The sequence below is a fragment of the Micromonospora cremea genome, from assembly GCF_900143515.1.
In the GTDB taxonomy this organism is placed as follows: Bacteria; Actinomycetota; Actinomycetes; order Mycobacteriales; family Micromonosporaceae; genus Micromonospora; species Micromonospora cremea.
Window position 1 is genome coordinate 2077004 of record NZ_FSQT01000002.1, and the last position, 13722, is coordinate 2090725.

General features: G+C 72.0%; 13 protein-coding genes. 7 read left to right on the forward strand and 6 right to left on the reverse strand.

Translation table 11 applies throughout. From position 1 onward, the window contains the following. Positions 1-16 precede the first annotated feature (16 nt). The 4 genes from BUS84_RS23085 (at position 17) to BUS84_RS23100 (ending at position 3217) form a co-directional block, all read left to right on the forward strand. Positions 17-1357 (forward strand): glycosyltransferase 87 family protein, encoded by a 1341-nt coding sequence (locus BUS84_RS23085; protein ID WP_425293502.1) that lies wholly within the window; start codon positions 17-19, stop codon positions 1355-1357. A gap of 40 nt (positions 1358-1397) precedes the next feature. Next, positions 1398-2030: a phosphoribosyltransferase gene (locus tag BUS84_RS23090; protein ID WP_074315504.1), complete on the forward strand. Its 633-nt coding sequence runs from the start codon at positions 1398-1400 to the stop codon at positions 2028-2030. Positions 2031-2049: 19 nt separating this feature from the next. Further along, complete coding sequence (locus tag BUS84_RS23095) at positions 2050-2430, forward strand: TFIIB-type zinc ribbon-containing protein (RefSeq protein WP_074315506.1); 381 nt, start codon at positions 2050-2052, stop codon at positions 2428-2430. A gap of 109 nt (positions 2431-2539) precedes the next feature. Continuing rightward, a complete protein-coding gene (locus tag BUS84_RS23100; RefSeq protein WP_074315508.1) occupies positions 2540-3217 on the forward strand; it encodes a maleylpyruvate isomerase N-terminal domain-containing protein in 678 nt (225 codons plus the stop codon). 19 nt (positions 3218-3236) lie between these two features. On the opposite strand, the gene dnaB is transcribed toward BUS84_RS23100, so the two are convergent. After that, the gene (dnaB, locus tag BUS84_RS23105; RefSeq protein ID WP_425293503.1) at positions 3237-4619 is read right to left on the reverse strand and encodes a replicative DNA helicase; all 1383 of its coding nucleotides are present in this window, start codon (positions 4617-4619) and stop codon (positions 3237-3239) included. 489 nt (positions 4620-5108) lie between these two features. Here dnaB and BUS84_RS23110 point away from each other — a divergent pair, with 489 nt between their 5' ends. After that, positions 5109-6590, forward strand: coding sequence for a hypothetical protein (locus BUS84_RS23110; RefSeq protein WP_244298700.1), 1482 nt, complete (start codon positions 5109-5111; stop codon positions 6588-6590). 81 nt (positions 6591-6671) lie between these two features. Here the strand turns inward: BUS84_RS23110 and rplI are convergent, their stop codons facing one another. From rplI to rpsF, 4 genes are all read right to left on the reverse strand, one after another. Continuing rightward, positions 6672-7118 (reverse strand): 50S ribosomal protein L9, encoded by a 447-nt coding sequence (rplI, locus tag BUS84_RS23115; protein ID WP_074315514.1) that lies wholly within the window; start codon positions 7116-7118, stop codon positions 6672-6674. 14 nt (positions 7119-7132) lie between these two features. Further along, entirely contained in the window at positions 7133-7372 is a 240-nt protein-coding gene (gene rpsR, locus BUS84_RS23120; protein WP_013289355.1) for a 30S ribosomal protein S18, read from the reverse strand. Positions 7373-7413: 41 nt separating this feature from the next. Further along, positions 7414-7953, reverse strand: a complete 540-nt coding sequence (locus BUS84_RS23125) for a single-stranded DNA-binding protein (RefSeq protein WP_172899022.1) — start codon at positions 7951-7953, stop codon at positions 7414-7416. A 78-nt stretch (positions 7954-8031) separates the two neighbouring features. Continuing rightward, on the reverse strand, positions 8032-8322 hold the full coding sequence (gene rpsF / locus BUS84_RS23130; RefSeq protein WP_074315517.1) for a 30S ribosomal protein S6: 291 nt from the start codon (positions 8320-8322) through the stop codon (positions 8032-8034). Between the two features lie 638 nt (positions 8323-8960). On the opposite strand from rpsF, the gene BUS84_RS23135 reads away from it, so the two are divergent. Together BUS84_RS23135 and BUS84_RS23140 are read left to right on the forward strand one after the other, a co-directional pair. Beyond that, a complete protein-coding gene (locus BUS84_RS23135) occupies positions 8961-9752 on the forward strand; it encodes a deoxyribonuclease IV (RefSeq protein WP_074315518.1) in 792 nt (263 codons plus the stop codon). After that, positions 9749-12142, forward strand: coding sequence for a hypothetical protein (locus tag BUS84_RS23140; protein WP_074315520.1), 2394 nt, complete (start codon positions 9749-9751; stop codon positions 12140-12142). Before BUS84_RS23135 ends, BUS84_RS23140 begins: the two co-directional genes overlap by 4 nt. Here BUS84_RS23140 and BUS84_RS23145 read toward each other — a convergent pair. Continuing rightward, a complete protein-coding gene (locus BUS84_RS23145) occupies positions 12099-13664 on the reverse strand; it encodes a glycosyltransferase family 87 protein (RefSeq protein WP_084757565.1) in 1566 nt (521 codons plus the stop codon). The two genes, BUS84_RS23140 and BUS84_RS23145, sit on opposite strands and share 44 nt — an antisense overlap. Between the last annotated feature and the right edge of the window lie 58 nt (positions 13665-13722).

Here is a 13722-nt window from a genome sequence, read left to right on the forward strand (position 1 = left end):
CAGACTGGCGCGCGTGATCGCCGACCATCCGACCGCCCTCCGCCGTCGCTGGCGGACGCTCGACACCGCCTCCGGGGGCCTCGCCCTCGACCTCGGCCTCTACGCCGTCTCGGCCGTCTTCGCCGCGATCACCGCAGTCACCTCGACGCTGTTGCCGCATCGGGCCTGGGGCGCGATCGCCGCCGTCGGCTACCTGGTCGCGGCACTGGCGGTGGTCGTCCAGGTCCTGCTTCGCCGGCGCGGCGCGGCCTCCCGGTTGTTCGGCCTGCCGGCCCGGTGGGCGGTCACCGGATTCGCCTGGGCGAGCACCGCCCTGCTGCCCCTGCTCTGGCAGAGCGTCGAGCGGTCCAGCGGACGCACCGACCGGGCCCAGGAGGAGGTGCTGGTCGTGGAGCAGTCCGGGGCGCGCCTGCTGGAGCACGGCACGGCGTACCTCGGACGCGACGCGATTGCCGCCCTGCCGCCCGGCGAGCAACTGCTCGGCTACACGCCGTACCAGCCGGGCATGGCGATGTTCGGCCTGCCCAGAGGCCTGGTCGACGCCTGGTGGACCGATGCCCGGGTCTGGTTCGCGGTGGGCACCGCGCTGGCGCTCGCCCTGGCCGTGGCGACCCTGCGCGCCGCCCGCCCCGCACGCTTGGCCACACCCGCCGGTGCGGACGAGGGTCGGAACGCCGCCCTGCTGCGGGGCGTGCAGACCGCCACCGTCCTACCGATCTGCGCGCTGACCCTCGCCACCGGCGGCGACGACCTGCCCGTACTCGCGCTCTGCCTGCTCGCCCTCGCGCTCGCCGCCGTCGACCGGCCCGGTCGGGCCGGCCTCGCGGTGGGGCTCGCTGGCGCGCTGAAGCTGTTCGCCTGGCCGGTCGCCCTCGTCCTGATCGTGTGGGGGCTGACCCGGCGGGCCGGCACCCGGGTCGCCGCCGGCGCGATCGGGTTGCCCGTGGCGGCCCTGCTCCCGGCCCTGCTGGTCGACCGCGACGCCCTGACCGAGAACGTGCTGCGCTTCCCGCTCGGGCACGGCCTGGTCACCAGCCCCGCGCAGTCCCCGTTCCCCGGCTATCTCATCGCCACCGCGCTGCCCGCCGGCCGGCTGATCGCCGCCGCGCTACTGGTCGCGGCCGGCCTGGCCATCGCCGTCCTACTCGCCCGCCGCCCGCCCCGCACCGCCGTCGCCACCGCGCTGATCTGCGGGTACGGGCTGCTCGCCGCGATCGCCCTGATGCCCTCGACCCGGTTCGGCTACCTGCTGTACCCGCTGGCGCTGCTCACCTGGGCGCCCGCCCTGCACCGCACCACCGACACGTTGACCGTCCCGCTGCCCGGCCAGCTGACCGGTCGGGCCACTTCGGCGTAACTGTCGGGCGGAACGACGCGACAGGGCGTACACCTGAAGCATGACCACGTACCGCGACCGGGCCGAGGCGGGCCAGGTGCTCGCCGATCGGCTCACCGCACTCATCGGCGAGCCGGACGTCGTCGTCCTCGGCCTGGTCCGCGGCGGCGTGCCGGTGGCCCGGGTCGTCGCTGAACGACTCGGCGCGCCACTGGACGTGCTGGTGGTCCGCAAGCTCGGCATGCCATGGGCTCGGGAGGTCGCCTTCGGCGCGCTCGGTCCCGGCGGTGTGCAGGTGCTCAACGAGGCGGTGGCCAGCCGGCTCAGCAGCGACGACATCGCCGAGGTCAACCACCGGGAACAGACCGAGTTGGAGCGCCGGGAGCGGCTCTACCGGGGCGGCCGCCCGCCGCTGGACCTCGCCGGACGGATCGCGGTGATCGTCGACGACGGCCTGGCCACCGGCGCGACCGCCCGCGCCGCCGTCGAGGTCGCCCGCCGACTCGGGGCACGCCGGGTGGTGGTCGCGGTGCCGGTCGGCGCGCAGGAGGCGTACGAGCTCCTGGCCGCCGAGGCCGACCAGGTCGTCTGCGCCCAGCGCCCGGAGGATTTCGGCGCGGTCAGCGTCTACTACGAGGACTTCCACGAGGTGTCCGACGACGAGGTGATCGAAGCGCTTACGGCGACCGCGTGACTCGACCGGGTACCTTCGGATGATGAGTCTCACCTGTCCCAAGTGTCACGGAGAAATGCGCCAGTACGAGCGCAGCGGCGTCGTCATCGACCAGTGCGGGGAGTGCCGAGGCATCTTCCTGGACCGCGGCGAGTTGGAGAAGCTCTTCGAGGCGGAGGCGAACTGGAGCCGCCAGCAGGCCGGTGGCCCGCCGCCGCAGCCCGCTCAGCAGCCGGGGGGCTACCCGCCGCCGCACGCCCCGGCGCAACACCAGCCCGGTTACGGTGCGGTCCCCCCGCCGCCCCCGCCCGCCCACGGCTACCCGCCGGCTCCGGCCTACGGCGGCCAACAGCACCACGGCTACCACGGCCACTACCGGCAGAAGAAGCGCAAGGGGTTCCTCGACGAGATGTTCGGCTGAGCCCAGGCCGTCATCCCGCCCGGGCCGACCCACGCGTCGGCCCGGGCGCCTCGCCCGCCACCATCGCCAACGGTTGGCGGGCGGCAGGGTCCGTGCGAGGCTGCATCGCATGAGCGCGATCCGGCAGGCCGAGGCGCTGGCCCAGGCGTACGACGGGATCACCGCGGTGGTCGACGGCCGGGACGACGCGGACCTGCAAGGACCCACCCGCTGCCGGGGCTGGCTCGTCGCGGATCTGCTCTTCCACGTGCTCGGCGACGCCCAGCGGGCCCTGGTCGCACTGGCCAGTCCCGCCGATGGCCCGGCCGACGTGGACGACGTGAGCTACTGGCGCGGCTTCCCGTCCGGCGGTGGTGACGACGCCCGGCACGCCTGGTGGGTCCGCCGGTCGGCCGCCGCGTTCGACCTGCCGTCCGGGATCGTCCGACTCTGGGGAGAGACCGCCCCGGCGGCGGTCCGGGCCGCCGCCGCAGCCGACCCGTCGGGGTACGTGACCACGCAGGGGCACGTGCTGCGCGTGGCGGACTTCCTCGCCACCCTGACCACCGAAGCCGTCGTCCACCACCTGGACCTGACGCCGGAACTGCCCGGCGCGCCGCCGCCCGGCCCACTGGCGGTACGGGTCGCGGTGGCGACCATGGACGGCCTGATGAGCGACGACGCGGTCCGCCCGACCGCCTGGGACGACCACGAGTTCCTGCTGAAGGCCACCGGGCGTCTTCCGCTCACCGATCGGGACCGGTTGGAGCTGGGCGAGTCGGCCGGCTGGTTTCCCCTGCTGGGCTGAGCGGTGCCGCCCGCGCCGGTCAGACGATGGCCATGTCGACAAAGCGGGACAGGTGCAGCTGGGCCGCGACGGTCACCGTGTCGGTCGGGCCGTTCCGGTGCTTGGCAATGATGAAGTCCGCCTCGCCCGCGCGCGGCGACTCCTTGTCGTAGTAGTCGTCGCGGTGCAGCAGGATGACCACGTCGGCATCCTGCTCAATTGAGCCTGATTCGCGCAGGTCGGACAGCTGGGGGCGCTTGTCGGTGCGCTGCTCGGGGCCACGGTTCAGCTGGCTGACCGCGATGACCGGGCACTCGACCTCCTTGGCCAGCAGCTTGAGGCCACGGGAGAGGTCGGCGACCTCCTGCTGCCGGCTCTCGGTGCGCTTCGGCGAGGTCATCAGCTGGAGGTAGTCGACCACGATCATCTTGAGGTCGTGCCGCTGCTTGAGCCGGCGGGCCTTGGCCCGAATCTCCATCAGGTTCATGCTCGGCGTGTCGTCGACGAAGAGTGGTGCCTCGCTGATCTCGCCCATGCACCGGGCCAGCTTGGTCCAGTCGTCGTCGGAGAGCTGCCCGCTGCGCAGCACGTGCAGCGGCACCCGCGCCTCGGCGGAGAGCAGTCGCATGACGATCTCGACCTTGCTCATTTCCAGCGAGAAGATGGCGGCCGCCTGGTTGGCGCGGATAGCAGCATGTCGAGCAAAGTCCATGCTTGCCGTGCTCTTGCCCAAACCAGGCCTTCCGGCCACGATGATGAGCTGCCCGGCGTGCAGGCCGTTGAGCAGCCGGTCCAGGTCCGTGAAGCCGGTCGGGACGCCGGTCATCATCCCGCCCTGCGCGCCCACCGCCTCGATCTCGTCCAGCGTCGGCTGCAACATGTCAGCCAGGACCGCGAAGTCCTCGCTGACCCGGCGTTCGGTGACGTCGTAGACGGCCTGCTGGGCGAGGTCCACGACGTCATCGACGTCGCGGCTGCCGCCCTGAGCGGTGCCGTAACCCAACTGCACGATCTTGGTGCCGGCCTCGACCAGCCGGCGCAGCACCGCCCGCTCGCTGACGATCCGCGCGTAGTAGGCGGCGTTCGCGGCGGTGGGCACGCTGGCGATGAGAGTGTGCAGATAGGGCGCGCCGCCGATGCGTACCAGGTCGCCGGAGTTGGCGAGGGCCGCGGCCACGGTGATCGAGTCGGCCGGCTCACCCCGGCCGTAGATGTCCAGGATGACGTCGAAGATGGTGGCGTGCACCGGCCGGTAGAAGTCGTTGGTCTTCAGGATCTCGACGACGTCGGCGATGGCGTCCTTGGAGAGCAGCATGCCGCCGAGGACGCACTGCTCGGCTGCCACATCCTGGGGCGGGGTCTTGTCGAACTGGCCGTCGCGCTGCGCAGGCGGCTGGCCGCCGGAGCGTGGCTCCGCCCGCATGTCGTCGGTGACCGACACGGGTCCCCCTCCACTGCGCCGGATCCGGTCCCAGCAATATCGCCGGGGTACGACATTTCCGTCCGACCGGGCCGGTCGATCGGGGGCCATCGCGCCGGCGGTCGAGGCCAACCATACGGACCCCGAGGTCAGCGACTCAACAACGCCGGTGGACGAGCCTCGGGACAACCTGTGGATGTCGGTGGACGAGCATGTGCGCAGCGTGTGCACAGCCTGTGGACAACGCTTGGGGAATTCCCGACCATACTGCGCTGACCTGCGGATATGTGGTCCCCAGCCTGTGGAGGAGAATATTTCGGTCGGGCCTGTGACACGATCGTCCCGTACTATCTCCAGCGAACGGCTACACCTGGACAGCGGATTACGCTTTCGGTTCAGAAGGGTCACACTCCGGCCGTGAGTTACCGGGACTGGGGACGCGGGGAGGGCAGCCCGCGCGAGCGCCAGCCGACCGCCTCGTGGGGTGAGCGCATGCCATCCCTTCCGGTCGACCCGTACGACGAGGACGGGCGCTATCGCACCTCCAGCCGCCGGCGTGCACTGGACCGGGGGCAGGACGAGCCGGTCGACGCCTACCTGCCCCGGTGGGCACTGGAGTCGGGGGTCCGGCACGCTGACGGCGGTGGCCGCCACGCCGCCCCGGATGACGACGAGGCCGAGCCCGAGCTGCCGAGTTCCGGAGCCGGCTGGCGGCCCAGCGAGACGACGAGCGCCCGGCGGCTGGTCAGCGAGACGAGCTGGCGGGAGCGACCGGCGATCGGCGCGGCGCCCGACTCGGACCACACCCGGGAGTGGACACTCGACCGCCCACAGGGGCAGGGGTACGCCGGCCGCCGACGCGCCGACTCGGCGGAGGAGGAGCCGGTCTCCGGCGCGGTCCCGGACCGCCGTCCCCGCCGTGCACCCGCCGGCCGCCCTCAGGTGATCTGGTCCGGCGGCGACCTGGAGCCCGCCCCGACCGAGCCCGCGCCCCGCCGGGACGCGGACCGGCCCACCCGGCGCAGCCGCCGTGCGGCGGAGGAGTCCTGGACGCGCCCGGCGGTCGACCCGTGGGATCGCGGTTCCGAGCGGACGCCCGAGCCCGACCCGCCGTACGCGCCGGCGGTGGACCCGTGGGACGCCTCGGGCGTGCACGCGTGGCCGCCGGTGGCCGATGCGGACGGCACCGACCTGAGTGGGCAGTGGGCGCAGGCGGAGAGCATCGGCGGTTGGGAACGGTCCGACCGCACCGGCCAGTGGGAGCGGTCCGCGGTCGAGGACGACCAGTGGGACCGGACGGTACCGCCCCGCTCCGACCGGTCATCCGCGGCGGAGGGTTGGCCGAGCCGGGACGACCGGTTCTGGTCCGGCACACGGCTGGCCGATGACGATCCCCGCTGGATGGATCCGCCGACGTCGGCACCCCGGTCGCCGGTGGTGGGGTACACCGCCCCGCGCCCGCGCAGCGCACCCGTACCGCGTGCTGCACCCGTACCGCGCGGTGGTGGGCCACGACGGCGGGTGGACCAACCGCAGGTCGGGGTGGCCTCGGTGCGCCGGCGGGTCGAGCCCGTGGCCACGGGCGGCTGGGCCCGGCGCCTGGAGGACGACCTTCTCGACCCGGATCCCGGCGGGTCCGTCCGGCCGCTGTTGTACACCGCCGCCTGTTACCTGGTGCCTGCGATGCTGATCTTCATCTGGCTGCTGACCCTGGACAGCCAGGCGCCGGCCGGGTGCGTCACCGACATCAGCGGGGGCGGGTGCGACTCGCCCCGGTCGCGTGCGTTGGAGTCGCTGCTGGCCGGCTCGCCCCGCTTCGGGCTGGCGCTGGTGAGCAGTCTGGTGGTGGCGGCGCTGCTACGTCGGGTCGGTACGACGTGGCGCTCGGCCACCATCGCGCTCGCCGCCGCGGTGGTGGGCGGGGGCCTCTCCACGGTGTTGATCAGCGCGGTGACCGGTCAGCCGATCGGCTGACCGGGCGCGGGTCCGAAGACGATACGCACCAGGGCCCGTACCGATCGCTCGGTACGGGCCCTGGTGGTGGTGTCGCTGGTGTCAGCCCTGAACGACGTTCAGGTTGAACGAGGCGGTCACCTCGGGGTGCAGCTTGATCTTCACCGGGTAGGTGCCGGTCGACTTGATGTGACCGGGCACCTCCAGCCGACGCCGGTCGAGGACCGGGCCGCCGGAGGCCTTGACGGCGTCGACGATCTCGGCCGAAGTGACCGAGCCGAAGAGCCGACCGCCGTCGCCAGCGCGGGCCTTCAGGTTGACCTTGAGACCCTCGAGCTGACCCTTGACCTCGGTGGCGTGGTCGAGGTCGCGGATCTCGCGGGCCGAGCGGGCCCGCTTGATGACCGTGACCTGCTTTTCCGCGCCCTTGGTCCAGGCGATCGCGAAGCCCTGCGGCAGCAGGTAGTTACGGCCGAAGCCGTCCTTGACCTCGACGATGTCGCCCGGGGCACCGAGGCCGGACACTTCCTGAGTCAGGATGATCTTCATATCGGTGCCTCCTCTCAGCGGGTGGTAGCCGTGTACGGCAGGAGCGCCATTTCACGGGCGTTCTTGACCGCACGGGCGATCTGCCGCTGCTGCTGCGAGGTCACGCCGGTCACCCGCCGAGCGCGGATCTTGCCGCGGTCGGAGATGAACTTGCGCAGCAGCGCGGTGTCCTTGTAATCGATGTAGGTGATCCCGTCCTTGTCGAGCGGGTTCACCTTCTTCTTCGGCTTGCGAAGTGCCGCAGCCTTGGCCATTGCACGTGCTCCTGGTTTGCGATCGCGGGCGCTCGGCGCCATTAGAACGGAGGCTCCTCGTCGAAGTTGCCGCCCGAACCGGCACGCGCGGGAGAGGGTGCGGCCGAAGCCCAGGGGTCGTCGAAGTTGCCTCCGCCGCCACCCTGACCACCACCGCCGCCGCTACCGCCACCGAAGCCGCCGCCGCCACCGCCGGAGCGGGACATCTTCTGCACCTTCGCCGTGGCGTAGCGCAGCGACGGGCCGATCTCGTCGACCTCAAGCTCGATGACGGTGCGCTTCTCACCCTCGCGGGTCTCGTAGGACCGCTGCCGGAGCCGGCCCGACACGATCACCCGAGCGCCGCGCTGCAGCGACTCGGCGACGTGTTCGGCGGCCTGCCGCCAGACGGTGCAAGCGAGGAACAGCGGCTCGCCGTCCTTCCACTCGCCCGACGCCTTGTCCATGAAACGGGGCGTCGAGGCGACTCGGAACTTGGCGACCGCTGCCCCGGAGGGGGTGAACCGCAACTCGGGGTCATCGGTCAGATTGCCGATGACCGTGATGGTGGTGTCTCCTGCCATGACCATCTCCTCGCGCACTCAGCGTCTCGTCGTACAGGCTCGCAGAGCCGTATGACAGAGCCGCGGAGGCTGATCCGGGCGAACCGGGTTGAATGCTTAGCGCATCTCCGGCCGGATGACCTTGGTGCGCAGCACGGACTCGTTGAGCCGGAGCTGACGGTCCAGCTCGGCCACCGCGGCAGGCGTGGCCTGCAGGTCGACGACGGCGTAGATGCCCTCGGCCTTTTTGTTGATCTCGTACGCGAGGCGCCGGCGGCCCCACACGTCGGTCTTCTCAACCGAGCCACCCGCGGTCCGGATCACGTTCAGGTACGTGTCGAGCGACGGGGCGACGGTGCGTTCCTCGAGGCTGGGGTCGAGGATCACCATTACTTCGTAATGACGCAAGACGTGCTCACCTCCTGTGGGCTAAGCGGCCACGGTCCTTCCGTGGCAGGAGGTCGTGCGTCGCTGCCCGCACGTACCGGGGGAACCCGGCCGGACGCGGACAACCTGACCAGGATAGCCGGTCCGGACGATCATGCCTGTGGTGGTAGGGCCAACGCCCGGACGTGCCGACGGGGGCCCACCGTCCGGACCGTTACCGGCCGGTGGTGGACCCCCGTCAACGAGGCCGCGGGGCGTCCCGTCCGCATTCCTTGGGTGGGACCTGGGGAGGAACGACCACACCGATGAGGTTGGACCGAAGACGCCCCGCGGAGCTTTATCGTGTTGTTATCTGACGATACAACGGCTCTCGTACCTTGTCGGGGGAAAAAGCACAAATTTCCGAGATTCTTCATCGGTCGGATCTGATGTGCGGAGGGGGCCGCCCCCGCCACGCCGGGCCGCGCGGCGGGGGTGACCTCGCTGTCGGTCCGTCGACCACCGGTTGCCGTACGCGGCGTTCGCGCCACCGACGGCACCGGCGCTGGCCGCCGACTCCATCCCATCAACGATCGTCGGTCCGTTCGGTGACGCGCTGACGGCGACACCGCACCGGCCGGTCGCCCCACCTGTCGGCGCCGCGACGTAGGCTCGCTCGCATGCGTATCGGAGCCCACGTCGATTCGACCGACCCGCTGGCGGAGGCGGCCGCTCGGTCCGCCGACACCGTGCAGTTCTTCCTCTCCGACCCGCAGGGGTGGAAGGCGCCCAAGCCTCGGGAGGACGCCGAGCGGCTGCGCGCGGCCGAGGTCGACCTCTACGTGCACGCGCCGTATGTGATCAACGTGGCCACCCTCAACAACCGCATCCGGATCCCCAGCCGCAAGCTGCTGCTCGGGCACGCGAACGCGGCCGCCGCGATCGGCGCCAAGGGCCTGATCGTCCACGGTGGGCACGTCAACGCCGGGGACGATCTGGCCGTGGGCTTCGACAACTGGCGCAAGACCTTCGCGTACGCGGCCGACTCCGGCGGCTTCGGCGTCCCCGTCCTGATCGAGAACACCGCCGGTGGCGACAACGCGTGCGCCCGCCGGCTGGACGCGCTGGCCCGCCTCTGGGACGCCATCGGCGACCACGAGGTCGGCTTCTGCCTGGACACCTGCCACGCGTACGCCGGTGGCGAGGAGCTGCTCGGCCTGGTCGACCGGGTCAAGGCGATCACCGGGCGGATCGACCTGGTGCACGCCAACAACTCCAAGGGCGGGTTCAACTCCGGCCAGGACCGGCACGACAACCTGGGCGGCGGGACGATCGACCCGGAGCTGGTGGTGGCGGTGATCCGGGCGGCCGGGGCGCCGGTGGTCGTCGAGACTCCGGGAGGTGTCCCCGGCCAGGCCGCCGACATCGACTTCCTCCGCCAGCAGCTCGGGACGGAGAGCACGGCAGCATGACGACCGGCCAGCCCGGGACCGGGAGCGCCCGGCCCACCCCCATCGGGGACGCCAGGATCCGGCCGGCGACCCCGGCCGCCGCGGACACCCCCACCCCGGCGGCGCGCACCGCCGCCACGGGCTCCGACACCACGGCCTCCGCTGCCGGCCAGGACCGCCCGGTCCGGAGCGACGGTACGACGGCCAGCGCCACCACGGACGACGGCACGAGAGCCGCCACCCCCAAGAACGACGGCCCCCGGTCCAGCCCCGCGGGAAGCGACGGCGCTGAGCACGGCGCGGCCAAGGACCGCGTGGTCACGGGCGCCACGGCCAAGGACAGCGCGGTCACGGGCGGCGCGGCCAAGGACAGCACGGGCAAGGACGCCACGGCCAAGGACAGCGTGGGCAAGGACGCCACGGCCACGGGTAGCGTGGGCAAGGACGCCACGGCCACGGGTAGCGCGACCAAGGACGGCGCGACGACGGGCGGCACGGACAGGGACAGCGCGACCAAGGACGATGCGGCCAAGGGCAGCGACACGACCGGGGGCGAAAAGGCCGAGGGTGAGAAGGGTGACGACGCCGGCGGTCCGGTGAAGACCGATGGCGAAGCGAAGTCGGCAGGATCCACAGGATCCGAGCGCTGGGAGGCGTTCGCCTCCGCGCCGGAGCCGGTGCCCTCCCTGCTCAGCCGGGCGGCGCGCGCCGTCGGCTGGTTCCTGATCCACGAGTGGACTCTGGCGAGCCTCGGCGCGCTGGCGCTGGCCGTGCTGATGACCTGGCCGACGCTGCGCTACCCGCGCTACACCCTTCCGCAGGACTACTGGGACCCCAGCCTGCAGGCCTGGCAGATGGCCTGGTCGGGGCACATCCTGCTGACCGAGCCGGCGCGCCTGTGGCAGTCCAACACGTTCTTCCCCGAGCTGTGGAGCTTCGCGTTCTCCGACACCCTGCTCGGCTACGCCCCGGCCGGGATGCTCGGCAGCGGCCCCGAGGACGCGGTGCTGCGCTACAACATCATGTTCGTGCTGGCGCACGCCCTCGCCACCCTCGGGGCGTACGCGCTGGCCCGGCAGCTCGGCGCGGGCCGGATCGGCGCCGCGGTCGCCGGCGTCGCCTACACCTACGCGCCGTGGTTGCTGGCCCAGGCCGGGCACCTGCACGTGCTCTCCAACGGCGGGATCCCGCTGGCGCTGGCCATGCTGGCGCGCGGGCACGGCTGGTCGCTGCGGCACGGCTACCGGCCCGAGCGCCGGCACGACGGCTGGGTCTACGCCGGCTGGCTGGTCGCGGCCTGGCAACTGAGCCTCGGTTTCGGCATCGGTCTGCCGTTCGCGTACTTCCTGGCCGGCGCGATGCTGGTCGCGGTCGTTCTCTTCTACGCGCGGCGGCTCCGCACCGGCCAGGCCCCGCCGTTCGGCCGCCGGATGCTCGTCGCGAACCTGGTCGGCGGGATGCTTTTCGCCGGGGTGGGTCTGCTGATGGCGATCCCGTACTTCAAGGTCACCCAGCTGCACCCGTACGCCGAGCGCACGATCGGCGACATCAGCATCTTCTCGCCGCCGGCGTCCGGTTTCGTGACCGCGCCCGCGGAGTCGCGGATCTGGGGCGGGCTGCACGAGGGCGCCCGAGCGGCACTGCCGTGGCACCCGGAGATGACCCTGCTGCCGGGCTTCGTGCTCTACGCGCTGGCCGCCGGCGGGCTGTTCTTCTCGGTCTGGCGGCTGCGGCACCGGCTGCTGCTGCTCGTCGGGGTGCTGGTGACCATGGCCTTCGCGATGGGCACCCGCTTCTTCGACGGCAGTTTCACCTACGTCCCGCTCTTCGAGCACGCACCGGGCTGGAACGCGCTGCGTACCCCGGGCCGTTTGATGCTCTGGACCACGCTGCTGCTCGCCCTGCTCGCCGCGGGCGCGGTCACCGCCCTCACCGAACGGGTCCGCGAGCTGGCCGCGCAGCGGATCCCGTCCTGGCCGGGGCCGTGGCTGCGCCTGGCCACCCTGCTGCCGCTGCTGCTGGTCGCCGTCGAGGGCCTGAACACCACCCCGCATCCGGTGGTGCCGACCCAACCGGCCGCGCTGCGCACGGTGGAGGGGCCGCTGCTGGTGCTGCCCAGCAACCAGAGCCTGGACCAGCACGTGATGCTCTGGTCCACCAGCCGGTTCCCGGACGTGGTGAACGGCGGCAGCGGCTTCACCCCGCGCCAGCTCGACGACGTCCGCCGGGTGACTCAGTCGTTCCCCGACCAGACCAGCGCCGACTACCTGCGAACGCTCGGCGTCCGCACGGTGGTGCTGCTACGCGGGCAGGTCGCCGGGACGCCGTGGGAGATCACGATCGACGCCCCGGTCGACTCGCTCGGCATCACCCGACAGGAGATCGACGGAGCCGTAGTCTACCGGCTCTGACCCGTCTTGCGCCGGGCCGTCGGGTCAGGCGGCGGGCCGCCTGCGTGACCACCGCCCGCAGGTGCCGCCAGCGCTCCCGCCATGACACGTCCTGGGCGCCGTCGAGCACGCCGCCGTCCGGGTCGTCCGGGTAGGTGGCCCGCACCGCGTCCAGCTCCGGGTGCAGGATCTCCCGGACGATCAGCACGCAGAGCACCACCACAGTGGTCAGCCGCAACGTGGCGGCCAGCACGAACACGCCCTCCGGGAAGACCGGTCGACTGGTCGCCGCACCGAGCAGTTCGCCGTAGAAGGCGACGAAGTAGCAGACCTCGGCGAACTGCCAGGCCAGGATGGCGCCCCACTTCGGGCGGGCCAGCACCACCAGTGGCAGCAGCCAGAGCACGAACTGCTGGGACCAGACCTTGCTGAAAATGAGGAACGCGGCGACGACCAGGAAGGCGAGCTGGGCCAGCCGCGGTCGGCGCGGCGCCCGCAGCGCGAGAACGGCCACGCCGAGGCAGGCCAGCCCGAACAGGGCGTACGAGATGGTGTTGAGGGTGGGGATGTTGACGTTCAGCCACTCGAACGGGCCGAGCCGGGCGGGGTCGCCGCCGACCTTGCCGTCGAGGTAGCGCCCGATGTACCAGAGCGTGCCCCAGTCGATGGGTCGGGTGCTGTTCAGCTCGAAGAACCGGTCCCAGTTCTCCCGGTACGCCAGCGCGGGGTGCAGGTTCACCAGCACCAGGGCGGCGATGGCGCTGCCGACCGCGATGAGCGCGGCGCGTAGCCGCGCGGCCCGCAGCGCCAGCACCAGGATCGGACCGAGGATGAACAGCGGCCAGAGCTTCGCTGCGCCGGCGAGGCCGAGCAGGACTCCGGCCACCGCCGGTCGTTTCCGGGCCCAGGCCAGCAGGCCGAACGCGGCCAGCCCGATGGCGAGCAGATCCCAGTTGACGGTGGCGGTGAGCACCAGCGCCGGGGCGAGCGCGAACAACGCGGCGTCCCAGGGTCGTCGACGGCGTAGTGCGAGGATCACCGCCACCGTGGCCACCGCGAGCGCGCCCAGCACCAGTGCGTTGAGGTTGTAGAACCACTGGCCCTGGTTGATGCTCGGGTCGCCCTCGCCGAGGGCGTGCACCGGCAGGCCCAGCGCCCCCATGAAGTAGCCGGTCAGCACCGGGTACTCGACCGGGTGGTCGCGGTAGGGCACCTTCCCCTCGTTGAGCCCTTCGGCGTAGTAGAGGGCGAGCACGTCGGTGTAGCAGAACCGGGTGTACTGGGTGTTGTTCTGCCAGGCGCCGTCCTGGCACGGCGACTTCTGCACCCAGTGCAGAGCGAGCGTGAGGCAGGCCAGTGCCAGCACGATCCGGACGGCGGTCCAGAACCGGCGCTCCTGGCCGGCCGGCCGGTCCAGTGCCGTCGCGTGGTCGCCCAGGGGCCCGCCGATCACGCCGGAGATGCCGCGGACGAACCCGTCGGAGCGGGACGGGTGGTCGGTGGTTCCGGCGTCGTCGATGCCGGGCGTCGACTGGGTGCTCATGAAGAGGCATCCTGCCGTACGACCGGGGTGCACGTCCCATCCCGGCGCGCGGATCCGG